We start from the raw sequence: 24,374 nt of genomic DNA, 5'->3' as shown, positions 1-24,374 counted from the left end.
GCCCCAATCTTCGACGGCGGGGTGGTGGAGGAGTGGTCCGAAGACCCCGGCCTGAGGAATCCCGCCCCAGAAGCCCCCTGTGGTGTTTCTCCACCAGACAACAAAAAAAACCACCTGAGGAAAGAAAAGGGGCGGGTTTGGGCTAAATATCCACAGCAAAAAAAAAAAAAAGCCCCGCCACTGGCGGGTCTTTTCATTTTCAGGCGCGGGTTGCGGTGACGATGTTTTCTCCAACCTGCCGGATGACCTGAGCCAGCCCGTCAAACCAATCTTCACCTGCAGTCGACGCACGCCGCACCAAGCCAACCGTCCGCGCCGGTTGCGGCGTGCCAAATCGCAGTAGCTTTAGTCCGGGAACAGCCTCAGTTTCCGCGCGTGCGGCCAACTCGGGCATGAGAGTCAGTCCGAACCCTTCGGCCACCAACCGTGATAGAGTAGCAAGCGAGGACGCGCCCATATTGATCAAGCCACTGCTTCGATCCTGACCGCAAACTTCAAGCGCCTGGTCAGTCAGACAATGACCATCATCCAGCAACATTAGCTGTGCGGTTTGCAGGTCCAGCGGTCGCAAGGCCTCGGGGTTTGTGACCATGCTTTGCAGTCGTGCAGAACTGCCAGCCAGCAGGAAACGATCCTGAAATAACGGCAATTCGAACAGCTCGCTCCCACCCGCAGGCAAAGCCACGACACCGGCGTCGATCTCCCCGGCACGCAGCATCGTTAACAACCGCTCGGTCCTGGCCTCACGGACCTGCACGCGCAATGACACATCAGATGTCCGCAAACCCGCCAGAACACCAGGCAGCAAATATGGCGCAATCGTCGGGATGATCCCAATCGCCAGTGACCTGTGTCCGCCTGATCGATCTCTGGCGAATTGATCCAGCCTATCCGCTGCCCCAAGGACCTGACGTGCGTGATCCAGCACATCCCGCCCCAATGGGGTCAATAGAATGTCTCGCGCTTGACGCTCGAACAGCGGTCCTCCCAAACTGTCCTCCAGCGCTTTGATCTGAACGGACAAGGCGGGCTGAGACACGTGGCATACCTGCGCGGCCCGACCGAAATTGCGCTGATCGGCGACAGCACTAAAGTATTTCAGTTGTCTGAGGGTAAAATTCATAACTCGTGATTATCACCCACCCACCTAAGTGCAACTAAAACATATCGCACCGTTAACCGATCATGCGATTGCGCTCAGACTGCCCGTCATAATGTCTCTTCAGCCGCTGCAACGCGATCCGCAGCACGATTTTACCCGAACGCGCCGACCAGCCCATGCGTTTTTCCGCAAGTTCAAGCCCCTCGAGATAACAACAGCAGCGCAGCGCCACATCGCTGAGACCCGGACCCAGATCCGATAAGGCGTCTTCGACACGAACCCGCGCATCGGACGACCCCTGTCCGGCATAGGTTTCACTTTTGAAACTGCCACGTCCACCTGCTGTTAGAAAATGATCCCAGTTCTGTGCGACCTGAGGTCCGATCTGGGCAAGTTCAAAATCTTCGCGCAGTCGTTCGCCAGCCGCCACAAGCGTTTCATCAAGGAAAGGTTTACCATCCCGATCACGTCTGCGGGCAAGTGCAATCAAAGGGCTCTCTGTCGCGCTATAGCGAATGCGCCGAGGGCGGTCAGGTTTTGCCGCCGCCTGTGCCGTTTGCCCCTGAAACGGCGATTGCGCATCAGCCATACCATATTCACTGCGCTCGCGCGCCATATTCTCGGCTTCAGCAACAAGGCGGCTCAACGCTGTCCGGCCCGCCGAAGAAATCCGATACCGCGATATCCGCCCGGGATTATCGCAGGAAATCCAATCCTTCAGGGCCAGAGCCTGGGCGATCTTGCAATCCACAACTGCTGTTCGCGTAGCCCCGCTGTCACCGGTGTCGCGGACCACTACGGCCTTGTCCATTTCCTCGGCCACCGCAAGAACTGATCCCGTTTCACACAGCCTGCGCAAAATTCGCAGAGCCTCGCGGTTGAATTCTTCGTCCCTGGCCGCGGCGGCTTCCTCTTCTGTGGCAGCCGGGGTGCCAAATTGCACCGGGGCTGGATTATCCCCTGTTTCCGAAAAATGCGTCTCGGCCAGAGATTGCAGCGCAGCATCCACCAAGGGATCGTCCCGGCGCATTTCGATACGCCTGATCTGCCTGAGTATGGTCGACGCATGGCACCCCGCAGATCGCGCGATATCGCGGATCGACTGACCGGTCTCTGTGTGGGCAAGGTATCGCTGTGCCCCCTCTGGTACCCAGGCCGGAATGGTGAATGCTATGCTGTTTTCCATAGTTACTTGTCCTCGTCGACACAACAATCTGTTCTCAATCGCCCCCGATGAATTTGTTAACCAATTCTAACTAGAGTCGCTTTCGTTACTCGTTCGTTAACCGGCGGTGACAAGGACTAGATTTGATTCAAAAACATAAACACTCATGAAGTCATAGTTCGGCACGAACCCAATCAAAGCAACACCCGCTTAGGTTGTGCAACACATTCAGGGACGTTCACTCAAACAAGGAACCCCCGAAAATGCAGGACCTGATGACCATGATTATTGCCCTCCGCCGTCCACGCCTGTTGGCACGGGCTGCAAGACACGGAGCACAGGACTATGACCGGGATCGGCACCTACAGCGCATCCTAGGCTACGGGTCAATGCCCAGCACAGGGGCCGCGCTGATGCGGCTAATGGAATTGGAAAGGGAAGTTAACGCACAGCGTACGGAAGAAGACGCAGCCTATTCGCTGGTCCGTCACCTGGACCTGCTGATCGCGCTGTTGGGCGAGGCGCAGCTGTTTCAGGCCAGCCGCGCCGCGCAGTATCAGTGATCAGGTGAAGGCATCCGGCATGGATGCTTTCTTTTCCGCCACGTATTCGTTCAATGCAGCAAGAATGGCAGGGTCGAGTTGCGGCTGCTGGTAGTTGGCAAGCAGATGCTCGACCCGGGCAGTGGCCAGTTGGCGCGTGTCACGCCCGCCTTCGTCTTCCCAGGTTTCGAACGGTTTGTAGTCCAGCATTTCTGACTTCCAAAAAGCCTCTTTGAAATTTGCCTGCGTATGGGCACAACCCAGATAGTGACCGCCCGGACCGACCTCGCGGATCGCATCCATCGCCTGCGCGTTCTCGTCATAGGCTACGCCTTTGGCAAGACCATGCAGAACGCCCAGTTGGTCGGCATCCATGACGAATTTTTCGAAGTCAGCAACCAGACCACCTTCGAGCCAGCCGCAGGAATGCAACATGAAGTTCACCCCAGACATCAGACCCATGTTCAGCGAGTTTGCAGTTTCATAGGCCGCTTGTGCGTCGGGCAATTTCGAGCCGCAGAACGATCCGGCGGAACGGAACGGCAGGTTCAGACGTCGCGCCAGCTGACCCGCGCCATAGGTGACCATCGACGCCTCAGGCGTACCAAAGGTCGGCGCGCCCGAGTTCATGTCAATCGACGACACGAAGGCTCCAAAGATCGCCGGGGCGCCCGGACGGATGATCTGGCTATACGCGACACCGGCCAGAACTTCGGCCAGCACCTGCGTCAGCGTCCCTGCTACTGAAACAGGGGCCATCGCGCCGCCCACGATAAAGGGCGAAATGATGCAGGCCTGATTGTTCTTCGCATAAACCTCCAGCGCGCCCATCATCACGTCGTCGAAGGTCATCGGCGAGTTGATGTTGGTCAGCGAAGTCATCACTGTGTTTTCCTGCACGAACTCTTTGCCGAACAGGATCTCGCACATTTCAACCGAATCCTGCGCCCGGCTGGGATCAGTGACCGAGCCCATAAACGGCTTGTCCGACAGGGTCATATGCGCCATCAGCATGTCCAGGTGACGCTTGTTCACTGGCACATCAGTCGGCTCGCAAACAGTCCCGCCCGAGTGGTGCAGCCACTTGGACATATAGGCCAGTTTCACGAACTTGTTGAAATCGTCCATGGTCGCATAACGACGGCCACCATGTGCGTCACGCACGAACGGAGGGCCATAAACTGGTGCCAACACCAGATTACGTCCACCAATGACAACCGATTTTTCAGGGTTGCGCGCGTGTTGTGTAAACTCACTGGGGGCTGATTTAATCAGCTCTCGCGCAAGGCCGCGCGGAATGCGGACACGTTCCCCATCCACATCGGCTCCGGCGTCTTTCCAGCGCTGCAACGCGCCTGGATTGTCGACGAAATTAACGCCAACCTCGGCCAGAATGGTTTCTGCATTGGTTTCAATGATTTCCAACGCTTCTTCGTTGAGAACCTCGAAATTCGGAATATTCCGTTCGATGTATTTCGCAGTTTCAATACGGACTGCGGTGCGCTCGGCCCTGCGGGCGGCTCCACCACCGCCTCTGGCTCTGCGTCGGGTGTTTGCCTCTGCCATGAGATAATCCCGTTAGTCATGTTCACGTTGCAAATCGTGTTACCGGAACCGCAGATCACACCAGACGTGGATTACGGCGAAATAGGGGTAAAAGCGACATGATCGCCTATTCGATCCCGTTTTAACCCCTAATTCCTGTTGTTCATGTTAGAGGCATGGGCTCGGAATCGCAAAATCATCTAATCGCTAGCTGAGCGAAAACGCATGCCACGACAGAAACGGGTGGCGTCGGACCTATCTGAGTAAACGTGAGAAATCTAAATTGACGGGCTGACAACCCTCAAAGGTCTTTGCGCATCGCGACCGTGTTTCCAGACACTTCGATTTCAACCCACCCGAGATGCGCATATATAGCCCGCGTATCCTGCATCAGTCGATGAGTACGCAGCTCCATATGTGTGCAACCGGCCTTGCATGCATCGGCCTCGGCACGCGACAGCAATATTCCTGCAATCCCCTGCCCCTGCGCCAGCGGTGAGACAGCCAGATTAAGGACCTTCATCGCAGTGCCTTGTTGCGCGTAAATTATTACCCCCTTCAGCCCGTCATCATTGTGGGCCAAAACAACGCAATGCTCCGCAATCTCTTCTGCAAGATTACTGGTTACATCGGGCAGGTCATCAATGGTTTCGCGCGCCTTGGCATAGGCCGCCGTAATGCAGTCAGTGACCATTGCGACGTCATCCTGCGTTGCTTTCGTGAAACGAATAACGGTCATTGATCCAATCTCCCTCTGCATCTGGCTGAAAACACCCTCATAACGCTTGCACATAACCGCCGCGCGACCTAAGAGCCAGTCATGAGCCAGACATCCCATGACCGCCTTCTGATCATCGACTTCGGCAGCCAGGTGACGCAGCTGATCGCACGCCGCCTGCGCGAGTTGAATGTCTATTGCGAAATCCACCCCTATCAGAAAGTCACAATGGACTTTGTGCGCGAATTGGCGCCCAAGGCCGTGATCTTTTCCGGCGGGCCAGACAGTGTGACGCGCGAGGGCTCGCCCCGTGCCCCGCAAGAAATTTTCGATTATGGCGTGCCGATCCTTGGCATCTGCTATGGACAGCAAGTCATGATGCACCAGCTTGGTGGCGAGGTCGAAAGCGGACACGGTACGGCCGAGTTCGGTCGGGCCTTTGTCACCCCTAAGAACCAACTGGATATTCTGAACGGCTGGTTCGCGGACGGTGACGAACAAGTCTGGATGAGTCACGGGGACCACGTCAGCGAAATCGCCCCTGGGTTCGAGGTATTCGGCACCTCGCCCAACGCGCCGTATGCGATTACGGCTGATACCAACCGCCATTTCTATGCAGTTCAGTTCCACCCCGAGGTGCACCACACGCCCAAAGGCGCGAAGCTGTACGAGAACTTCGTGAAACTGGCCGGATTCGGCGGCGACTGGACCATGGGTGCCTATCGCGAACAGATGATTGAGACGATCCGCGAACAGGTCGGTGATAAAAAGGTCATCTGCGGCTTGTCCGGCGGCGTCGACAGCTCGGTCGCTGCGATCCTGATTCATGAGGCAATCGGTGATCAGCTGACCTGCGTATTTGTCGATCATGGCCTGCTGCGCAAGAACGAGGCCGAAGAAGTCGTCGGCATGTTCCGCGACAACTACAACATTCAGTTGATCCATGCGGACGAAAGCGACCTGTTTCTGGGCGAGCTGGACGGCCAGTCCGACCCGGAAACCAAGCGCAAGATCATCGGCAAGCTGTTCATCGACGTATTCCAGAAACACGCCGACACCATCGACGGGGCGGAATTCCTGGCCCAGGGCACACTATACCCAGATGTGATCGAATCGGTTTCCTTCTCGGGCGGCCCCTCGGTCACCATCAAATCGCACCACAATGTCGGTGGCCTGCCGGAAAAGATGGGCCTGAAGCTAGTCGAGCCCCTGCGTGAGTTGTTCAAGGATGAAGTCCGCGCGCTGGGCCGCGAACTCGGTCTGCCGACCAGCTTCATCGGCCGCCACCCCTTCCCCGGACCCGGCTTGGCGATCCGTTGCCCCGGTGAGATTACCCGCGAAAAACTGGAAATCCTGCGTGAGGCCGATGCCGTCTATATCGACCAGATTCGCAAACACGGTCTGTATGATGATATCTGGCAGGCGTTTGTGGCGATTCTTCCAGTTCGCACAGTCGGCGTGATGGGTGACGGACGCACATATGACTATGCCTGTGCTCTGCGGGCCGTAACGTCAGTCGATGGTATGACCGCCGACTATTATCCGTTCAGCCACGAGTTTCTTGGTGAAACCGCCACTCGGATCATCAACGAGGTCAAAGGCATCAACCGATGCACCTATGACATCACCTCGAAACCTCCGGGAACGATCGAGTGGGAATAACAAAAAGCCGGGCTCTGACCCGGCTTTTTTGTTTAAGTCTTGGCAGAAACCCATAGGTTTCAAATTAGAATTCCGCGATTCCCGCAGGCAGGTGGATGGACAGCAGCAAACCGCAGATAGGTAAGGCCGCGCTTTGGATGACGGGGGCAATTGCCTCTTTTTCATCTATGGCCATTGCTGGCCGCGAGCTGAGCGTGGCCCATGATACGTTCGAGATCATGTTCTACCGCAGCCTCGTTGGCATCTGCGTTGTGTCGCTGATTCTGACAGTGACGCATAAATGGCATCAGGTCTCGACTTACAGGTTTGGGCTGCACGGCATCCGAAATCTGACGCATTTCATCGGCCAGAATTTGTGGTTCTATGCGGTTACAGTCATCCCTCTGGCGCAGGTTTTTGCCCTTGAATTCACGCAACCCATCTGGGTGGTTCTACTTTCTCCGCTGCTGCTTGCAGAACGGCTGACGCCCGTGCGTGTATTGTCAGCCCTGATTGGGTTCGCAGGTGTCCTGATAATCACCCGCCCCGGCGCCGTGCCGCTGAGTGCTGGTATTCTGGCCGCCGCGATGTCTGCAGTATTCTTCGCGTTTACAACTATTTCCACTAAAAAGCTGACCCGTTTTGCCAGTATTGGCTGTATCATGTTCTGGCTGACCGTCATGCAGGCGATCTTTGGATTGTTGGCGGCTGGGATCGACGGCCGGATTGCTTTACCAACTACAAGCACGATCCCCTTCCTGGTATTGATTGGGCTGGCAGGTTTACTGGCGCACTATTGCATCACCAACGCTCTGGCCATTGCACCGGCGATCATCGTTGTACCGTTTGATTTTGTGCGTTTGCCCGCAATCGCGGTGGTCGGGATGATTCTCTACCAAGAGCCCCTGGATCACTGGACCCTGTTAGGTGCTGTCGTAATCTTTTCGGGCATTTTTCTGAACATGCATGCCGAAAATCGTAACAGTTTAGCAACAGTTGCACGTCAGACTCGTCAGGAATAACGCACCGTCACTAGTTGACGGTAAAGTAACCCTCAAGAAAGTATCGGGCACCACAAGACAGATCGGTCGGCACCACTCAGCAACTCGGTCTGAAAAACAGGACACCTTTAGGGAGGACACAATGAAAAAAGCGCTTCTACAGGCGTGCGCGGTGTGCGTTGGGACAACCGGGGCCTATGCGGGGGGCATCGACCGAAGCGGTCAAGGCATCAACTTAATCTTCGAAGAAGGAACGGTTGTTCAATTTGGCCTGAGCTATACGGATCCGGACGTAAGCGGCACCATGCCCAATATATTTGGAGCTGGAGAGCCTGTTGACTCGGGCAACATCGCCAATGATTTCTTCACACCACACCTGGGTTTCAAAACTGCGCTTACGGACCAACTTGATCTGGCGATTATCTATGATGAGCCGTTCGGCGCTGATATCGCCTATTCGTCCGCTTACCCGCTGTCGATCAACCCGTTCAATCCTACTCAGGCCAATTCGCTCAGGGCTCAGGCTGATATTGACGCGATTACTGCCTTGTTGCGGTATAAGTTCGACAACGGTTTCAGCGCATTGGGCGGCGTTCGTGTTCAGCGCGTATCCGAAGCCAGAATTGGCGTTCCAATTGTCGGTGATTACTCGTTCGATGCGGGCAGCGAAGTCGACTTTGGCTATGTGATCGGTGTGGCATGGGAGAAGCCGGAAATCGCGGCCCGGGTCGCGTTAACGTACAACTCCAAAATCACTCACAACCTGTCGCAGACCGAAGTCATTGGAGGCGCTTCATTTGAAACGTCGACGGAAGTTGACACACCGCAATCGGTGAACTTGGATTTCCAGACAGGCGTGGCCCCCAAAACCCTGTTGTTTGGTTCAATCCGCTGGGTCGACTGGCCACAGCTGGATGTGGCACCCCCGGTCTATACCGCCGCCGTTGGTTCGTCCCTCGTGGACTATGACAACGCGACATATACTTACTCGCTCGGCCTTGGCTACCAATTCACAGACGAATTCGCAGGTGCCGTTACCCTTGGCTATGAAACCGACGAAGGAATTCCGGTTTCGAACCTGAGCCCGACTGATGGATTCTGGAGCGTTGGTTTGGGCGGCACGTATTCGTTGGAAAAGGCAAAGATCTCGGCCGGTGTCCGGTACACTGATATCGGTGACGCTACCGCAGATGGCGCATTTGGCCAAACCGCCGATTTTACCGGCAACAGCGCGTGGAGCGTCGGCTTCCAGATCACCTATTCTCTGGGTTGATCCAAACCACAATGAAGTGTCTAACCCCGCCATTTCGGCGGGGTTTTTCTTTGTGTACCGGGGTTAAAAGAAAGATTTTGAATACCCCATTGCTCTAAAGCCACAATTTCCGGGGGTTGGCGAAATTCGCAATCTCATTATGACATTCTCCCTGTCGGTTCCCGACTGGATCAATTAGGGGACCGGCACAACAAAAAAAGAGGACATCAAATTGTTGAATCCAGGCAAAATCTCATTTTTAACAATGATTTCACTGACCCCGGCCATTGCAGGTGCACAGGAATTCCACGGTGCAGCAACCTTGGGTTATGGACAATCTTCCATTTCCAACGGTGGTGGTGATTTCGGCACATTTACCGGGGATTTCACCGGTTCATTGAGCTTTGACAACGGTCTGCATTGGGGCTTTGATGCCAAATACTACAATGCCGATCCCGACAATGTTTCCGGCGATGTTTCCCTGTGGGATCTAGGCACCACGCTGAATTACCAGTTTGAAGCTGGCGGCGTTGTGGGTGGTTATCTCGACTATGCTGATTTCGATTCGGGACTGGCACTTGGCCTGTCCAACGATGTGACCTCGTACGGTATCTCGGGCGGGTATGTCGCCGAAGACGCCGGGTTCGAGGCATGGATCGGCGAATCTGAAACGTCCCCCAGCCTGCCCAATGGTACGGATTGGACCGATTTCGGTGTGCGGTTCCGCTATCAGGTAGCAGATAATGCTGTATTCGGTGGCCACTATGTACGCAGCGAAATTTCAGGCAGCGGCGTTGATCTCGATCTCTACAGCGTCGGCCTAGGCGGTTACTACGGATTCGGCAGCGGTTGGGGGACCTATGCAGGTCTCGTATACCAGTCGTTTAGTGACCTCGATCTAGACTACACAACACTGGGCATCGGCGTGGACTATAACCTGCTTGAGATCAGCGAAATCCCCGCACAGGTGTCTCTGGAACTGGCCAGAACGGACATTGATGTTGGCGGTGCCAGCGGCGATATCGACACACTTCGCTTTGGTCTGACCTTCCCCCTTGGCGGCCGCACTGCATCAACACCGCTCAACAGCGTAGCACGTGCAGCAATGGCACCGCGTCACAATGCTCTGACCACCCTGGAAGACACAACCTTCTAAGGTGCAGAACAACCTGCAAGCATTTGGGAAACCTCGTCCTATGGCGGGGTTTTTCTTTGCGCAAGTTTCGGGTCGATAGAATTTGGATCTGGTGCAAAAACAGAGCATGGCTGCACAAAAACATCTTACCTCGGGCGCTTGGTCCGAACTTTTTCTGCTCGGCGTGATCTGGGGGGCCTCATTCCTTGCGATTCGGGTCGCGCTGGACACGATTCCGGTGATGACATCGGTCCTGCATCGCGTTTTCTGGGCAATGCTGGTGCTTTGGGTGGTTGTTTGCGTCCAACGATTAGCCGTGCCGCGCAGTCCACGCATATGGTTTGCGTTTTTGGTTATGGGGCTACTGAACAACGCTATTCCGTTTTCCTTGATGGCATGGGGTCAGCTTTATATCGAGACCGGTCTGACATCGATCCTGAACGCTATGACAGCCATATTCGGCGTCATCACAGCAGCGCTGTTTTTCAAGGATGAACGCCTGACTCGACCACGGATCATTGGAGTGGCGCTTGGGTTTCTGGGCGTCGCAACTGCAATCGGACTTCAAAATTTCGCGACATTCAACCTGCAGAGCATCGCTCAACTTGCCATCATCGCAGGAACGATTTCCTACGCAATGGCCGGAGCTTGGGCGCGAGCGACCTTGTCAGACCTGCCGCCTGTCGTCGCCGCTGCAGGAATGCTAACCGGGTCGACCGTTATGATCTTGCCACTTACCCTGATGATCGATGGTGTGCCCAGTCTGAACCTGCCACTGATCACGTGGACCGCAATCGGGTACTATGCGGTGATCGCAACGGCTGGCGCTTACCTACTGTATTATCGGGTGCTTGCCATGGCCGGAGCGGGCAACCTGATGCTAGTTACGTTAGTCATCCCGCCAGTCGCTATCGTCTTAGGCGCGGTTTTGCGGGACGAGGCCCTGCCCTCGCAAGCCTATCTTGGCTTTGCAATCCTCGCGTTGGGCCTGTTGATCCTCAATCGTTCAGGCACACGCGATTGACGCCGTCCGCTGCCCGTTTTAGCTAGGTCGGTAAAAGGGATGGCGGACGATGATCTACGGCTCGGCAAAAGACTGGCGCGATGCGGCGCGAAAAAAGGTGCTGTTCTTTGGCATGTCGGGCCTGGGCAAGACCTATGTGTCGAATGTTCTGCGCGATTCGGGCAACTGGTTCCACTACTCGATCGATTACCGCATTGGCACCCGCTATATGGGCGAATACATCGCTGATAACGCCAAGGCCGAAGCGATGAAGATTCCCTTTCTTCGTGAGCTTCTGTTGTCGGATTCGATTTTTATCGGCTCGAACATCTCGTTCGAAAATCTGACCCCGGTTGCCGCATATCTGGGCAAGCCCGGAAATCCGGCCCTGGGTGGTCTGGATCTGCCCGAATATAAACGCAGGCAGGAACAATTCCGGCAGGCCGAGATTCACGCGCTGTTGGACACCGAATATTTCCTCGACCGGGCACAGCGCCTGTACCACTATCCGCATTTTATTTGCGATACCGGCGGGTCGATCTGCGAATGGGTGGACCCGGAAAACCCGACGGATCACGTCTTGTCTGAACTGTCCCGTCAGACTCTGATGATCTGGATTCAAGGAGATGAGGATCACACTGCGGAACTAATCCGCCGCTTCGACAAGGCGCCTAAGCCGATGTCCTATCAACCCGAATTCCTGACCCGGGTCTGGAACGATTACCTGAGCCAAAATGGTTGCCGATCCGAGGACGTCGACCCCAATGCTTTCATCCGCTGGACCTATGCGCAGGCACTGGCGCACCGCCAGCCGCGCTATCAGGCAATGGCGGACAATTGGGGGGTGACTGTCACCGCTGACGACATGCACAAAGTCCGCGATGCCGCTGATTTCGATGAGTTGATCGAACACACCCTTGAGACCCGCGCAAACCGGGCTTAATTACCGCCTCTACACTGTAACTCCAAAGGCTTGCACCTGATGCCGATCAAGATCCCCTCCGACCTGCCCGCATTTGACGTTCTCTCGAAAGAGGGCGTCATGGTCATGGCCGAGGATCAGGCGATGCGTCAGGACATCCGCCCCTTGCGGATTGGGTTGCTGAATCTGATGCCCAAGAAGATTCAGACTGAAAACCAATTTGCTCGTCTGATCGGGGCGACCCCGTTGCAGATTGATCTGTCTCTGATCCGCATGACGGAACATCGCACCAAAAACACTGCGGCCGAGCATATGGCAGAATTCTATCGCCCCTTTAAGGAGGTGAAGGACGAGAAATTTGACGGCCTGATCATCACCGGCGCTCCGATCGAACATTTGGAATTCGACAACGTCACCTATTGGGAAGAAATGCGCGAAGTGTTCGAATGGACGCAGACCAATGTGCATTCTACCTTTGGTGTGTGCTGGGGCGGGATGGCGATGATCAATCATTTCCACGGCGTTAAGAAACATATGCTGGACGCCAAGGCGTTTGGCTGTTTCCGCCATTCGAACCTTGATCCGGCTTCGCCATTCCTGCGCGGGTTCTCGGATGATTGTGTGATCCCGGTCAGCCGCTGGACTGAAATGAAGCAAGGCGAGATTGATGACGCTGACGGCCTGGTGACTCTGTTGGGCAGCGACGAAGTCGGCCCTTGTCTGATCGAAGACCCGGCGCACCGTGCGCTCTATATCTTCAACCATTTCGAATATGACAGCGATACGTTGAAACAAGAGTATGACCGCGACGTTGCCAACGGCACGCCGATCAACGTGCCGATGAATTACTATCCGGACGACGATCCGACCGAGACACCCCAGAACAGATGGCGCAGCCATGCCCACCTGCTCTATGGCAACTGGATCAGTGAAATTTATGGCACCACGCCGTACGACATCAATCGGATCGGTGTAGACCAGACCGATCTGAGGGCCTGACCCAGTGATGCGTATCGGCCTCATAGCTCTAACCTTATTGGTTATGCTGTGGGCCGTTGCACTCTGGCGCGCGGTCCGGAACGAAACCCGTGCAGAGGCCGCCTTCCCGCCCGAAGGCGAAATCGTCCTAGTCGATGGAATTCCGGTGCATGCAGTGGTTATGGGCGAAGGTCCGGATGTCGTGCTGATCCACGGATCTAGCGGTAATACACGCGACATGACCTTTGCGCTGGCCCCAATTCTGGCAGAAAACTACCGCGTTATCGTCTTTGACCGACCGGGGCTGGGATATAGCGCCAGCTTCAATCCAGACGGGGAAACCATTGAGGAGCAGGCGGAAATCCTGCAAAAAGCAGCGGCGCAACTTGGCGCGGAAAAGCCAATAGTCGCAGGGCAAAGCTATGGCGGATCCGTCTCACTTGCTTGGGCTGTCACGCGACCTGACAATTTCTCGGGGCTGGTCTTGATCGCAGCCGCGGCTATCCCGTGGGAAACACCTTTGGACGGGTTCAATAAACTGGCCGCAACCCCCACAGGCAGCGCCACCGCCCTGCCCTTGATCACTGCTTTTGTACCCGAATGGTATGTTGAAAAAGCACTAGATCGTGTGTTCGCACCGCAGACCGCGCCAGAAGGTTATGCGCAACATTTCGGCCCGGGTCTGACCATGCGCCGCGCCTCGATGCACGCGAATGCCAAGCAGCGAGCCAACCTGTTGGACGAAGTCCGAGCGCTTCAACCACGATACAGTGAAATCGACGTGCCGACCGAGATTGTTCATGGCACGGCTGACGATACGGTGGGTCTGGACTGGCATTCCTATCGACTGATTGAACAAATTCCCGGCGCGGAACTGATTGAACTGCCCGGTATCGGACACATGCCGCAGGTCGTGGCTGCACCCGAAGTTGCCGCCGCCATCGACCGTGCCGCGCAACGAGCAGGTTTGCGTTAGGGCTGTCGCTAATCCATAGTAGGATATGGATTTTATGACGAGGTAGCACATGGCCCGTTCCGAAAAAGGTTCCATCGAAAAGTACTTTAAGAACGACGCCCCGAAAGAGGTGCGTACGGCCATCGAAAAATCCAGCAAAGGCGAAATCTTAAACCCGACCTACCCTTACGACGAACGGATGGAGCGTAAGGACTACGAGAAACAGATGGGAAGGCTGCAGATCGAATTGGTCAAAATGCAATCCTGGGTCAAAGAAACCGACTCTCGCCTATTGCTGATTTTCGAAGGTCGGGATGCGGCTGGCAAAGGCGGCACCATCAAGCGGTTCCGGGAAAACCTGAACCCTCGCGGTGCGCGAAACGTGGCGCTCAGCAAACCGTCGGACATCGAACGCAGCCAGTGGTACTTCCAGCGATACATCGCACATCTGCCCACCGCTGGAGAAATCGTGTTTTTTGACCGTAGCTGGTATAACCGTGGTGTCGTTGAAAACGTCTTTGGCTTTTGCACACCGGATGAACGTGAACGCTTTTTTCGGCAGGTCCTGCCGCTAGAAACCGGTTTGGGCAATGACGGGATCAAACTGTTCAAGTTTTGGCTGAATGTCGGCCGGGCCGAACAGCTTAGTCGTTTTCTCGCCCGTGAAACTGACCCGTTGAAACAGTGGAAACTCAGCCCCATCGACATAGCAGGCCTGCATAAATGGGACGAATACAGCCAATCGATCAAAGAAACCCTAGCGCGCAGCCATACGGAACACTGCCCCTGGACCATTGTGCGATCAGACGACAAGAAACGCGCACGACTGGCAGCCATTCGTACGGTTCTGCATGCGCTGGACTATGACGAAAAGGACGAAGACGCTATTGGCCCGATCGACCCCTTTATTTGTGGCGGGCCAGATATCTGGGATGCGTGACAGGTAGTGGACGAATACTTCGGCGCGAATTATGTCATGAATTCTATAACTTAAAAAAGGGCACCTGAAGCAGGAATGACAAAACGCGGGTATCACCACGGAAACCTGAAACAGGCTCTGATCGAGGCTGCCCTATCTCTAATTGAAGAAAAAGGTCCGACCGGCTTTACGCTGTCCGAGGCCGCGAAAACCGCTGGCGTCACCCCCGCTGCAGTCTATCGGCATTTTCATGGCCGCGAAGACCTGATCGCCGAAGCCGCCCGGCAAGGGTTCGAGATGTTCGCGGATCTGATGCAATACGCCTATGACAAAGGCCAACCATCGGCGCTGGCCGCGTTCGAGGCGACAGGCCGCGCCTATCTGGCGTTCGCGCGCAAACATCCTGGACACTACATCGCGATGTTCGAAAGCGGCATCTCAGTCAATCGAACGCCCGAACTATCCCTGGCCGCGAACCGCGCCAAATCGGTTCTGGAAAAAGCCGCCGCTGATCTTTCACAACATATTCCACCTGAAAAACGCCCGCCGGCATCTATGTTCAGTGCGCATATCTGGGCCATGAGCCATGGGGTCGTTGAACTTTACGCCCGTAACACTGGTGCCAGTTCCCCTTTTCCACCCGAAGATCTGTTGGAATCCGGCATTGGCATCTATTTGCGCGGTCTGGGGCTGGTGCCCCAGGACGACTGACGATCAGAATCGTCTGACAGGCTGCGGCACGCTGAGGCCAGAAGTGACGTTGATCAAATCCATCTCACCCATGCCTTTGATATCCACCCGCCCGATGTCCGAGACCTGAAACTCATCAATCAGGGCGTATTTCATCTCTTCGGGCGCAACGATATGCATTGGGTTTGCAAAGACTTGCAGGCGAGAAGCAATGTTCACCGCCGGACCGAACACGTCATAGACGTATTTCTGAATCCCGACGACCGAACCAACCGCAGCCCCCATACCCAAGCCTATTCTGGCCTGCCATTTATGGGGGTGGCTTTCATTGCGCCGCTCCAGATACCGCAGGAAACGAACCGCACAATGAGCCACAGCAGTTGCATGATCTGGCGTGGCATCAGGCATGCCAGATACCGCCAAATAAGCGTCACCGATGGTCTTGATCCGCTCGCACCCGAATTGTTCGACGATACGGTCAAAGGCGGTGAAGATGTCATTCAATTCACTCAACGTGACCGTCGGGTCGGTCTTGGCAGCAAAATCCGTGAACCCCACAAAATCCAGCATCACCACCGATACCTGGTCGTATAGCTGCGGTGTGACGACACCAAATGTCTTGAACTCTTCGTACACTGCCCGCGGCATAAGGTTCAGCAACAGGCGTTCGACGCGCTCTTTCTCACGCTCCAACTCTCGCGTGTTGCGCTCGACCATAGTCGAGTAGCTGTCGATCATGCTCTCCAACTCGCGGATGCGGGTGATGTTCTGGAATTCCACGACCAAAACCTGTTCGGACAGACCATTTGCCAAGGATACAGCCGTCGCGAAAATTAGCGTTCGGCGTTTCGGCTTGATCTGCAGTTCAACAGTATAGCGAAGCCCCGATTGCTTGACGTCATCCAATTCGCGAGGGTCCAACGATGGGATCAAATCCAGCAAGGTCTGTCCATCGGCCGGAGTTCCGAACCATTCGTCAAAGGGACCGTTGTAGAACACAAAGCTCAGGTCAGAGGCACGCACAACTGCCACGCCAACACCAATCGCCCGCAGCAATTGTTCATTGATCGCCAGAATGCTCATGCGGCGTCACGTGCGACGATGATAGAGCGTTTCGATTCAATCGCATTCAGAGCAATCTTGATGTGCCCATCCTCCATTCCGTGCATGGACAGCGCCTCGGCAAAAAGCTCGGCCATCTCATCAAAATCCGCGTGTGAGATATTCAGGTTCCGATGGACAGCCTCGATCCTCTCATCGCTAAAGGATGCCGGTCCACCAACCAGCGAAGACACGAATTTCGTCTGGTGGTCGATCAGACGCGGCATGTCGATGTCTTCAAAATGGCCGCCGATCTGGTCGGAATCCAAGGCCATTTCATAGAATGTCATTACGATCCGGCTGATCGTTTTGAACCCGCCATATCTTTCATATATTGTCTGCCCCACACTAAACACCCAAGCGTTAATCAAAAACAACACTGCAAGCTTATATCAAACTGACAGTTTTGTTAACGCTTATGCGTGGTTTACCCAATCAGAGATTGCCAGTGCCCATTGGGCGGCCCAAGAAACAAACTAGACGTTCAGGTCATCCGCAGACGGAATGTAACCCGCAAACCCGCCTTGCGCCAACAATCTGCCCTGCCCGCCCGTACGCCAATACAACTTGCGCCGAGCAGCACGCAGTTCGCGCCGGATGCGAAACCATAACGGGCCCTTGTCGAGCCCGCTGTTGGTTTTCTGATCCTGTGATCGCTCGCTGACTTTGACGGGTTCAGCCGTCTGTTCCTGCTGCTTGGACCACATCACTTGCACCCCCATGGCTGGGAAACACTGATACATGCGCCAGTCGGTGCGGGGGAACGAGATGAAATCATCCAGGTGGTCCGAATAGCTACCCGACCAGGACAGCAGTTTGCGACAGGCCGCTTGCGTCAGAATATAGGCGGCAGAGCTGGGTGCCATCTCCAACATCGGGCGCATCGGGATATCCGCGATGGTTTCAAGCGGTCCAAACCGCATCGAGCGTGGTGAATAGTCGAGCTTGATCAGGTCAAATCCGGCCTCAACCGCCAGCAAAGATGCAATAACTGCACCTGCCTGAGCTGACATTTCAACGTCATCTTCGAAAATCGCTACCGTTTTCAACCCCTGATCCACAACGGTCTGCCAAACTGCACGGTGGCTTTCAAAACAGGCTATTTCGCTTTGCGTTAGCCCCCATCGGGTGCCGGTTCCCGCAACGTAAGAATTGTCATCCAGCGCCCCGGGTTGCTGACCATCCACTGCGCTGAATCGCTGAGCACCCACCAATCCCGCGCGCGTGAACTGATCATCCATAAACTCGGCCCGCTCTGGCACACGGTCTAGGTTGATAAAATAGACACCTGTTCCCGGTGGCAGTTCATATTGTCCCACGGTGCATCCTTTCAAACACTGCCGTCAGATACACATCGCTAAACCGGACAATCAACCCCACCAGAGCTTGACCAAGCAAAGGCGCATGGCTCACTGCTTCAAATACGTGGCAGGATAGGCCAATCGCCTACCCTGCCGATCCGATCAGGCACTGATCGTGTTGTGCTCGGGCCCGTAGGGGAATCCGGTGATGTTTTCCGCGCCAGAATCCTCGACAACCAGAATGTCATGTTCGCGATACCCGCCCGCGCCTTTCTGGCCTTCGGGAACCCACAACATCGGTTCAATGGACACAACCATACCCGGCTCCAGCACTGTGTCGATGTCTTCGCGCAGTTCCAGCCCGGCCTCACGACCATAATAGTGGCTGAGAATGCCGAAGGAATGGCCATACCCGAACGAGCGGTATTGCAGCAGACCTTCATCTGCGAAGAACCGATTGATTTCCTCGCAAATGCCGGAACAGGTCGCGCCGGGCTTGATCAGGCTCAGGCCCAACTCATGCGCGGCAACATTGGCCTTCCAGATGCGCAGGCTGTCGGCATCGGGTTCGCCCAGGAACAATGTCCGTTCCAGCGCGGTGTAATAGCCTGAGATCATCGGGAACGTGTTCAGCGAAAGAATATCACCTTTTTGCAGTGCACGTTTGGTGACAGGGTTATGCGCACCATCTGTGTTCAGACCAGACTGGAACCAGACCCACGTATCGCGATATTCGGCATCCGGATAGGCGCGCGCAATTTCGGCCTCCATCGCGTCGCGCCCTGCCATTGCAATCTCGATCTCTGTCGCACCTTCGCGGATCGCGGCGTGGATGGCCGCACCACCGACATCAGCCGTACGCGCGCCACCTTTGATAAGCTCGATTTCCTCAGTCGATTTCACCATGCGTGCGGCCATCGTATCCGGTGCGATATCCACCAGTTCCGCCCCGCCCAGCATGTTCAACGCCGTATCGCGCATGGCCAGAGTCATGTGATCGCCCTCGATACCAATCCGTCCTGCCGAACCGATCAGGCTGGCCACAGCGCGCCAATAATTGTTCCGCTGCCAATCTGTGTAGATCACGTTCTCTTCGACCGAGCGTCGCCACGGCTGGCCCGCATCAATATTTGCCGAAACCGTGGTGCAATTGTCCTGCGTCACGACGCAGCCATACGGGCGGCCAAAGGCGCAATACAAAAAGCCCGAGTAATAGGCGATGTTGTGCATCGACGTCAGCAGCACAGCCGGGATATCGCGCGCCGCCATCGTCGCACGCAGATTGCCCAGACGCCGCGCATACTCGGCCTTACTAAAGGGCAACGGCGCCTTGTCGCCATTGTGGCTAGTAAAAAACTCGGGGCGATTGGTCAGGTCAGTCATTTGGTCTCTCCTCGATGCCGGACAGGCAAAGCCCGGCCACAAGCCCCGGCGTTCAGGACAAGCGGCCTCGGGAACCGAGAGCCATGCACCCCGCGTTTCGTCACGACGCCATCGTGACCGGGATGCATGGTCAAATCGCTAAATCAGGTTTTGAGTCGCGTCAAGCCGGGCTGAGACCGCGCAGACGTTCAGAACGACGTCGCAGCAGTTCGACCGTGGCCAGCAATGCAATCGAGATCACAACGAGGATGGTCGCAACCGCCAGAATGGTTGGGCTGATCTGTTCACGCAGACCAGTGAACATCTGCCAGGGCAGCGTCTTTTGGCTAGCCGAACCGACAAACAGAACCACCACAACCTCGTCAAACGACGTGATGAAAGCGAACAGTCCGCCAGAGATCACGCCCGGCAGGATCAGCGGCATCTGGATCTTAAAGAATGTCCGCACCGGGCCCGCTCCCATATTGGCAGCAGCCCGCGTCAGCGACTGGTCAAATCCGACCAACGTTGCCGTCACCGTGATGATAACGAATGGGATACCCAAGACGGCATGGGCGAGAACAACTTTGATATACCCGACAAAGTTCTTGTCCATGCCCAATGTCCCCTCAAGGAAACGACCGATGTCGCTGTAGAAAAAGAACATACCGGTGGCCGAGATGATCAGCGGCACGATCATGGGCGAAATCAGGATACCCATTATTGCCCGACGACCTGGCACGTGCGACTGACTGAGCCCGATCGCGGCCAGCGTCCCCAGTGTCACTGAAATGACCGTCGCAATTGGCGCAATGATCAGCGAGTTCTTGAAGCTGCGCTGCCATTCATTGTTGGTGAAGAAATCGCGGTAATGCTTCAGCGAATACCCCTCAGGGTCCAGGCGCAGCATTTCCGGTGTGAAGGTAAAGAAATCCTGCGCGTTGAACGACAGCGGCAGCACCACAAGGATGGGCGTGATCAGGAATACAAAGATCGCACCGCAAATCACCCGAAAAAAGTAGTGTCCAAACACCTGCTGACCCGTCAAATAAGGAAGCAGCCTTTGCCGATAACGGCCTTCGTACAGCCAGAAGATGAAGAAGGCAAAGAACCAACCGGCCAGCAAGCCCACGATCATCCCTGTGAAACCGGCAAAGAATAACCCGATCACGCCCAGACCCAGAATGGTAATCCAGCGTGCTACGCGTTCGTTATCAAGGATCGTGATATAGACCCAAGCCAGTCCTGCCATCAGCGCGGCACCGATTAGGATACCCAGAAAGGCACTGCCCTGCCCGGCCCCGACGAACATTCCCAGGAAACCTCCGGCGGCGGCCACGGTGGGCAGAACCATCGACAACGGTTTGCGGGATATTGGTGTAAGTGCTGCCATGATCTTTATCCCAGTTTCACGTTATCGATGCCCACGATCTTGTCGTAACACCAGTACAGAAGCATAACGACCGCCAGCAGGATCGTCCCCAGCGCCGCAGCCAGTCCCCAGTTCAGCGAGGACGAGATGTGGTATGCAATCCGGTTCGAAATGAAGACACCTTTGGTGCCGCCTACGATCTCAGGCGTGATGTAGTAACCGATGGCCAAAATGAACACGAGGATCGATCCCGCACCGATACCCGGGATGGATTGCGGGAAGTAAATCCTCCAGAAGGTGGTCCAGTTGGTGGCCCCCATCGACTTGGCGGCGCGGGTATAGGTTGGCGGGATCGTCTGCATAACCGAATACATCGGCAAGATCATGAACGGCAGCAAGATATGTGTCATCGCAACGATTGTACCGATCTGATTGTTGATAATCACAAGCCGCGCGTCATCCGCAACCAACCCAAGCCAAACCAGCGTTTCGTTGATCACACCCTGCTGTTGCAACATCACTTTCCACGCCGAAGTCCGCACCAGAAGCGATGTCCAGAAGGGCAACAATACCAAGATCATCAGCAGGTTCGAAACGCGCATCGGTAAGTTCGCCAGCAGATACGAGACTGGATAAGCCAGCAGAATACAGGATCCGGTAATGACCAGCGACATGAATAGCGTGCGGCCAAAAAGCTTGATCAGGATCTGTTTGTCTTCCGGTTGCGATTGCGCCCCTTCAGGAGTACGGCGCATATCGACCGCGTTCAGAAAATAGCCATTGGTAACGGCGGGTGAGTGGGTTTTGATCACCGCCCACGTGTTGGGATCGCCCCAGCCATCGTGAATCTCGATCACCTGGTCTTTAAACGGCCCGTCGGTTTCGGGGTCCATTTTGCCAAGTTTCCGACCCGAGCGGCGGAACATCGAAGACATACCGGTTTCTTCGTAGTTCAAACGCGAGCCCAGGCGTGTATGTGTCTTGTTGTCGATGGCCACGATCATGTCCCGGACAAAAGCGTCATAGACGGCCTCGTCCGGCAGTTCTCCGGTGGTCTCATCCCAATTCTGCAAAGCCTCAACCGTCAGAGGTAGCGTGTCCTGCACGATTCCGTTTTCCACCGAGCGAAACAGCATCGAAGCGATCGGTACGATAAACGAGAACAGCACAAACAACAGCAAAGGGGCCACCAGCATCAGTGCCCTCAGCTTTTGTCGCCGTAAGGAACGTGCCAGCGATTGCTTTAGCGGCGTTCCGTCCGCTGCCAACATTGGTCCAGCGTTTTGGCTTACGTCAGTCATCGGTGCCCCTTGGGTTATCTTTGCTTCGGGGGCGGTACCCCGCCCCCGACTGTATCAAGAAATCAAACGCTTATTGCGCCAGCCATGCCTGGAATTTCGCGTCGATGTCGTCACGGTAGTCGGCCCAGAACTCGAAATTGTACAGGAACGTGTTCTTGGCGTTTTCCGGATCGGTCGGCATGTGCGGTGCCATGTCGATACCCAGTTCAGCATGCTGGCTAACCAGCGGAGCCGAGGAGGAACGTGCCGGACCATACGAAATCCACTTGGCCTGATCCGCCAAGCGCTGAGTGTCAGAAGCAAAGAAGATATAATCCAGCGCACGTTGCTGCCGCTCTTCGCTCAAACCGGCGGGGATGATGAATCCGTCCAGATCGAACACCTGTGCGTCCCACAGCATCCCAACTGGCTGGTTTTGCTCTTCAATCAGGCTGAACAGGCGGCCATTATAGGTGGACCCCATTACGATTTCACCGTCGGCTAGCAGCTGCGGCGTGTCCGAACCGCTTGACCACCAGATCACGTCATCCTTGATGGTTGCCAACTTGGCAAGAGCCTGATCCTGACCTTCTGAAGTTTCCAGAACATCATAGACCTGATCCTTGGGGACGCCATCGCAAATCAACGCCCATTCCATATTGTTGATGGGCCGTTTTTCCAGTGCGCGCTTACCTGGGTAGGCGTCGGTGTCAAAAACTGCGCAAACACTGGTTGGGGGTGTGTCGCCTACCAGATCAGTACGATAGCCAAAGGTAGTCGAATACACGATTGTCGGTATGTAACATTCGCTGACCAGCATGTCGCCAAAGTCGTCCGCGGCTGATGTGCCATCAGGCGCTGCGGCAAGATGCACCTCAGGATCAATCTCCATCGCCAGACCTTCGTCGCACAACCGGATCGCGTCCGCGGCCACAACGTCTACGACATCCCAGGTAATGTTGCCCGCTTCATTCATAGCACGCAATTTGGCCACCGCTTCGGCCGAGCTGTCATCGTTCAGGATGGTGACGCCCGTCTTCTCCGAATAGGGCTCGTGATACGCTTTCAGCTGCGATTTGGAGTATGCGCCGCCCCACGAGACGATCGTCATCTCTTCGGCCATAGCACCGCCGGCAACTGCAGCAACTGCGCTTGCCAGTAGAGTGGTTTTGGTAACTTTCATTGTTAACTCCCTGTTTTCCCGTTGGTTTTAGCCTTTCAGGTCGGACCCGGGACGCCCGATACCCTGATATCCCACGCGTCCGGGCGGAGCGCACGGGTATTACCTTGCTCAGGCGTCCAGCGCCCGGCAGTCATGAGCCAGCCAGCCGATTTCAACTTCTTGGCCCGGCTGCAGCTTGACCGCGTCAGGTGCGTTCCGGGTCTTGATGATGAATTCGTCGTTCCCCGCAACAGACAGGCGGAAACGGAACACGTCACCCATATAGATGAATTCCTTCACTGTGGCTTTCAGCGTATGTGCATCAGCGTGCAAACGCTCTTTGTTGAACTCGACACGTTCGGGGCGGATCGAGACCTTGGTTCGATCACCCGCTTTGTGGACATTCACTGGTTTGGCATCAATCTCGGACCCGTCATCCAGCGCCACAACGCAGGAATCGCCGTCGATAGATTTAACCACACCTTCCAACGTATTGTTTTCCCCAATGAATTGCGCAACGAAACTATTCTCGGGCTCTTCGTACAAAAGGTCCGGCGGAGCCAATTGCTGAATACGACCATCATCGAAAACAGCGACACGGTCCGACATCGTCAGCGCTTCGGTTTGGTCATGTGTCACATAGACCGTGGTGATCCCAAGCTCATGCGCCAGTCTGGTGATTTCAAACTGCATATGCTCGCGCAGCTGTTTGTCCAGCGCACCCAGCGGTTCGTCCATCAACACCAGTTCAGGCTCGAACACCAGCGCACGCGCCAATGCGATACGTTGTTGTTGACCACCCGAAAGTTGCGCCGGGCGACGGCTGCCAAAGGCCCCCATCTGCACCATGTCCAAGGCGCGCTTTACCTTTTCTTCGCGCTGGTCCTTGCCCATCTTTCTCACTTCAAGCGGAAATGACAGGTTCTCGGCCACGGTCATGTGTGGAAACAGGGCATAGTTCTGAAAGACCATCCCGATCCCGCGCTTGTGCGGCGGAATGTTGTTGATCGGTCGCCCGTCTAACATGATTTCGCCGTGGGTGGCGGTTTCAAACCCGGCCAGCATCATCAGGCACGTCGTCTTGCCTGACCCTGACGGGCCCAACATTGTAAGAAACTCACCTTTAGGCAATGAGAGGTTTAGATCTTTTACAACGAGTACTTCGCCATCATAGGACTTTTGGACACGCTGAAACTCGACGAACGCTGCGTCATTGGACATATACCGA

Annotated in this window: 23 protein-coding genes and 1 pseudogene; 12 read left to right on the top strand and 12 right to left on the bottom strand. The window is 55.5% G+C overall.

Annotation, left to right across the window (positions count from 1 at the left end):
* Positions 1-219, top strand: a pseudogene (locus RUE5091_RS23405) (hypothetical protein); the annotation flags it as partial.
* Here the strand turns inward: RUE5091_RS23405 and RUE5091_RS06645 are convergent.
* Positions 200-1,123 (bottom strand): hydrogen peroxide-inducible genes activator, encoded by a 924-nt coding sequence (locus RUE5091_RS06645; RefSeq protein WP_058281085.1) that lies wholly within the window; start codon positions 1,121-1,123, stop codon positions 200-202. The pseudogene RUE5091_RS23405 and the gene RUE5091_RS06645 sit on opposite strands and share 20 nt — an antisense overlap.
* Before the next feature lie 52 nt (positions 1,124-1,175).
* A complete protein-coding gene (locus RUE5091_RS06640; protein ID WP_058281084.1) occupies positions 1,176-2,288 on the bottom strand; it encodes a DUF6456 domain-containing protein in 1,113 nt (370 codons plus the stop codon).
* A 242-nt stretch (positions 2,289-2,530) separates the two neighbouring features.
* Here RUE5091_RS06640 and RUE5091_RS06635 point away from each other — a divergent pair, with 242 nt between their 5' ends.
* Positions 2,531-2,830, top strand: coding sequence for a DUF6477 family protein (locus RUE5091_RS06635; protein ID WP_058281083.1), 300 nt, complete (start codon positions 2,531-2,533; stop codon positions 2,828-2,830).
* On the opposite strand, the gene RUE5091_RS06630 is transcribed toward RUE5091_RS06635, so the two are convergent.
* Complete coding sequence (locus RUE5091_RS06630) at positions 2,831-4,375, bottom strand: trimethylamine methyltransferase family protein (RefSeq protein ID WP_058281082.1); 1,545 nt, start codon at positions 4,373-4,375, stop codon at positions 2,831-2,833.
* A gap of 280 nt (positions 4,376-4,655) precedes the next feature.
* A complete protein-coding gene (locus tag RUE5091_RS06625; RefSeq protein WP_058281081.1) occupies positions 4,656-5,093 on the bottom strand; it encodes a GNAT family N-acetyltransferase in 438 nt (145 codons plus the stop codon).
* 81 nt (positions 5,094-5,174) lie between these two features.
* Between RUE5091_RS06625 and guaA the strand changes: the two genes are divergently transcribed.
* From guaA to RUE5091_RS06575, 10 genes are all read left to right on the top strand, one after another.
* Positions 5,175-6,734: a glutamine-hydrolyzing GMP synthase gene (gene guaA / locus RUE5091_RS06620; protein WP_058281080.1), complete on the top strand. Its 1,560-nt coding sequence runs from the start codon at positions 5,175-5,177 to the stop codon at positions 6,732-6,734.
* A gap of 95 nt (positions 6,735-6,829) precedes the next feature.
* Positions 6,830-7,735, top strand: a complete 906-nt coding sequence (locus RUE5091_RS06615) for a DMT family transporter (protein WP_058281079.1) — start codon at positions 6,830-6,832, stop codon at positions 7,733-7,735.
* 121 nt (positions 7,736-7,856) lie between these two features.
* Complete coding sequence (locus RUE5091_RS06610; RefSeq protein ID WP_058281078.1) at positions 7,857-8,987, top strand: OmpP1/FadL family transporter; 1,131 nt, start codon at positions 7,857-7,859, stop codon at positions 8,985-8,987.
* Between the two features lie 244 nt (positions 8,988-9,231).
* A complete protein-coding gene (locus RUE5091_RS06605; protein ID WP_058281077.1) occupies positions 9,232-10,122 on the top strand; it encodes a hypothetical protein in 891 nt (296 codons plus the stop codon).
* Positions 10,123-10,228: 106 nt separating this feature from the next.
* Positions 10,229-11,125 carry a DMT family transporter gene (locus RUE5091_RS06600; RefSeq protein WP_058281076.1) on the top strand — a complete coding sequence of 299 codons (897 nt, stop codon included), beginning with the start codon at positions 10,229-10,231 and terminating at the stop codon, positions 11,123-11,125.
* 49 nt (positions 11,126-11,174) lie between these two features.
* Positions 11,175-12,047, top strand: coding sequence for a hypothetical protein (locus RUE5091_RS06595; RefSeq protein WP_058281075.1), 873 nt, complete (start codon positions 11,175-11,177; stop codon positions 12,045-12,047).
* 39 nt (positions 12,048-12,086) lie between these two features.
* Positions 12,087-13,025, top strand: a complete 939-nt coding sequence (gene metA / locus RUE5091_RS06590) for a homoserine O-acetyltransferase MetA (protein WP_058281074.1) — start codon at positions 12,087-12,089, stop codon at positions 13,023-13,025.
* 7 nt (positions 13,026-13,032) lie between these two features.
* The gene (locus RUE5091_RS06585) at positions 13,033-13,980 is read left to right on the top strand and encodes an alpha/beta fold hydrolase (RefSeq protein WP_058281073.1); all 948 of its coding nucleotides are present in this window, start codon (positions 13,033-13,035) and stop codon (positions 13,978-13,980) included.
* Between the two features lie 49 nt (positions 13,981-14,029).
* Entirely contained in the window at positions 14,030-14,899 is an 870-nt protein-coding gene (gene ppk2, locus RUE5091_RS06580; RefSeq protein WP_058281072.1) for a polyphosphate kinase 2, read from the top strand.
* Between the two features lie 75 nt (positions 14,900-14,974).
* Positions 14,975-15,589, top strand: coding sequence for a TetR/AcrR family transcriptional regulator (locus RUE5091_RS06575; RefSeq protein WP_058281071.1), 615 nt, complete (start codon positions 14,975-14,977; stop codon positions 15,587-15,589).
* A gap of 3 nt (positions 15,590-15,592) precedes the next feature.
* Here RUE5091_RS06575 and RUE5091_RS06570 read toward each other — a convergent pair whose 3' ends face one another.
* The 8 genes from RUE5091_RS06570 to RUE5091_RS06535 form a co-directional block, all read right to left on the bottom strand.
* Positions 15,593-16,651, bottom strand: coding sequence for an adenylate/guanylate cyclase domain-containing protein (locus tag RUE5091_RS06570; protein WP_058281070.1), 1,059 nt, complete (start codon positions 16,649-16,651; stop codon positions 15,593-15,595).
* Positions 16,648-17,016: a group I truncated hemoglobin gene (locus tag RUE5091_RS06565; protein WP_058281133.1), complete on the bottom strand. Its 369-nt coding sequence runs from the start codon at positions 17,014-17,016 to the stop codon at positions 16,648-16,650. Before RUE5091_RS06565 ends, RUE5091_RS06570 begins: the two co-directional genes overlap by 4 nt.
* A 129-nt stretch (positions 17,017-17,145) precedes the next feature.
* Positions 17,146-17,988 (bottom strand): glycosyltransferase family 25 protein, encoded by an 843-nt coding sequence (locus tag RUE5091_RS06560; RefSeq protein WP_058281069.1) that lies wholly within the window; start codon positions 17,986-17,988, stop codon positions 17,146-17,148.
* 144 nt (positions 17,989-18,132) lie between these two features.
* Entirely contained in the window at positions 18,133-19,353 is a 1,221-nt protein-coding gene (locus RUE5091_RS06555; protein WP_058281068.1) for an aminopeptidase P family protein, read from the bottom strand.
* Positions 19,354-19,513: 160 nt separating this feature from the next.
* The gene (locus tag RUE5091_RS06550) at positions 19,514-20,725 is read right to left on the bottom strand and encodes an ABC transporter permease (protein WP_058281067.1); all 1,212 of its coding nucleotides are present in this window, start codon (positions 20,723-20,725) and stop codon (positions 19,514-19,516) included.
* Positions 20,726-20,730: 5 nt separating this feature from the next.
* Positions 20,731-22,005 carry an ABC transporter permease gene (locus tag RUE5091_RS06545; protein ID WP_058281066.1) on the bottom strand — a complete coding sequence of 425 codons (1,275 nt, stop codon included), beginning with the start codon at positions 22,003-22,005 and terminating at the stop codon, positions 20,731-20,733.
* Between the two features lie 70 nt (positions 22,006-22,075).
* Positions 22,076-23,167, bottom strand: coding sequence for an extracellular solute-binding protein (locus RUE5091_RS06540; protein ID WP_058281065.1), 1,092 nt, complete (start codon positions 23,165-23,167; stop codon positions 22,076-22,078).
* Between the two features lie 108 nt (positions 23,168-23,275).
* Positions 23,276-24,367, bottom strand: coding sequence for an ABC transporter ATP-binding protein (locus tag RUE5091_RS06535; protein WP_058281132.1), 1,092 nt, complete (start codon positions 24,365-24,367; stop codon positions 23,276-23,278).
* Positions 24,368-24,374 lie beyond the last annotated feature (7 nt).

The organism is Ruegeria denitrificans (genome assembly GCF_001458295.1).
In the GTDB taxonomy this organism is placed as follows: domain Bacteria; phylum Pseudomonadota; class Alphaproteobacteria; order Rhodobacterales; family Rhodobacteraceae; genus Ruegeria; species Ruegeria denitrificans.
The sequence above is the reverse complement of the archived record's forward strand: the minus strand, read 5'-3'. Positions and strand labels throughout refer to the sequence as shown.

Bases quoted from the DNA above. Each gene is read 5' to 3' on its own strand.
- RUE5091_RS06575 (WP_058281071.1), top strand. From the start codon at position 14,975: ATGACAAAACGCGGGTATCACCACGGAAACCTGAAACAGGCTCTGATC.
- ppk2 (WP_058281072.1), top strand. From the start codon at position 14,030: ATGGCCCGTTCCGAAAAAGGTTCCATCGAAAAGTACTTTAAGAACGAC.
- RUE5091_RS06535 (WP_058281132.1), bottom strand. From the start codon at position 24,367: ATGTCCAATGACGCAGCGTTCGTCGAGTTTCAGCGTGTCCAAAAGTCC.
- RUE5091_RS06595 (WP_058281075.1), top strand. From the start codon at position 11,175: ATGATCTACGGCTCGGCAAAAGACTGGCGCGATGCGGCGCGAAAAAAG.
- RUE5091_RS06585 (WP_058281073.1), top strand. From the start codon at position 13,033: ATGCGTATCGGCCTCATAGCTCTAACCTTATTGGTTATGCTGTGGGCC.
- RUE5091_RS06625 (WP_058281081.1), bottom strand. From the start codon at position 5,093: ATGACCGTTATTCGTTTCACGAAAGCAACGCAGGATGACGTCGCAATG.
- guaA (WP_058281080.1), top strand. From the start codon at position 5,175: ATGAGCCAGACATCCCATGACCGCCTTCTGATCATCGACTTCGGCAGC.
- RUE5091_RS06645 (WP_058281085.1), bottom strand. From the start codon at position 1,123: ATGAATTTTACCCTCAGACAACTGAAATACTTTAGTGCTGTCGCCGAT.
- RUE5091_RS06610 (WP_058281078.1), top strand. From the start codon at position 7,857: ATGAAAAAAGCGCTTCTACAGGCGTGCGCGGTGTGCGTTGGGACAACC.
- RUE5091_RS06540 (WP_058281065.1), bottom strand. From the start codon at position 23,167: ATGAAAGTTACCAAAACCACTCTACTGGCAAGCGCAGTTGCTGCAGTT.
- RUE5091_RS06630 (WP_058281082.1), bottom strand. From the start codon at position 4,375: ATGGCAGAGGCAAACACCCGACGCAGAGCCAGAGGCGGTGGTGGAGCC.
- RUE5091_RS06600 (WP_058281076.1), top strand. From the start codon at position 10,229: ATGGCTGCACAAAAACATCTTACCTCGGGCGCTTGGTCCGAACTTTTT.
- metA (WP_058281074.1), top strand. From the start codon at position 12,087: ATGCCGATCAAGATCCCCTCCGACCTGCCCGCATTTGACGTTCTCTCG.
- RUE5091_RS06545 (WP_058281066.1), bottom strand. From the start codon at position 22,005: ATGACTGACGTAAGCCAAAACGCTGGACCAATGTTGGCAGCGGACGGA.
- RUE5091_RS06555 (WP_058281068.1), bottom strand. From the start codon at position 19,353: ATGACTGACCTGACCAATCGCCCCGAGTTTTTTACTAGCCACAATGGC.
- RUE5091_RS06635 (WP_058281083.1), top strand. From the start codon at position 2,531: ATGCAGGACCTGATGACCATGATTATTGCCCTCCGCCGTCCACGCCTG.
- RUE5091_RS06570 (WP_058281070.1), bottom strand. From the start codon at position 16,651: ATGAGCATTCTGGCGATCAATGAACAATTGCTGCGGGCGATTGGTGTT.
- RUE5091_RS06550 (WP_058281067.1), bottom strand. From the start codon at position 20,725: ATGGCAGCACTTACACCAATATCCCGCAAACCGTTGTCGATGGTTCTG.
- RUE5091_RS06605 (WP_058281077.1), top strand. From the start codon at position 9,232: ATGATTTCACTGACCCCGGCCATTGCAGGTGCACAGGAATTCCACGGT.
- RUE5091_RS06640 (WP_058281084.1), bottom strand. From the start codon at position 2,288: ATGGAAAACAGCATAGCATTCACCATTCCGGCCTGGGTACCAGAGGGG.
- RUE5091_RS06615 (WP_058281079.1), top strand. From the start codon at position 6,830: ATGGACAGCAGCAAACCGCAGATAGGTAAGGCCGCGCTTTGGATGACG.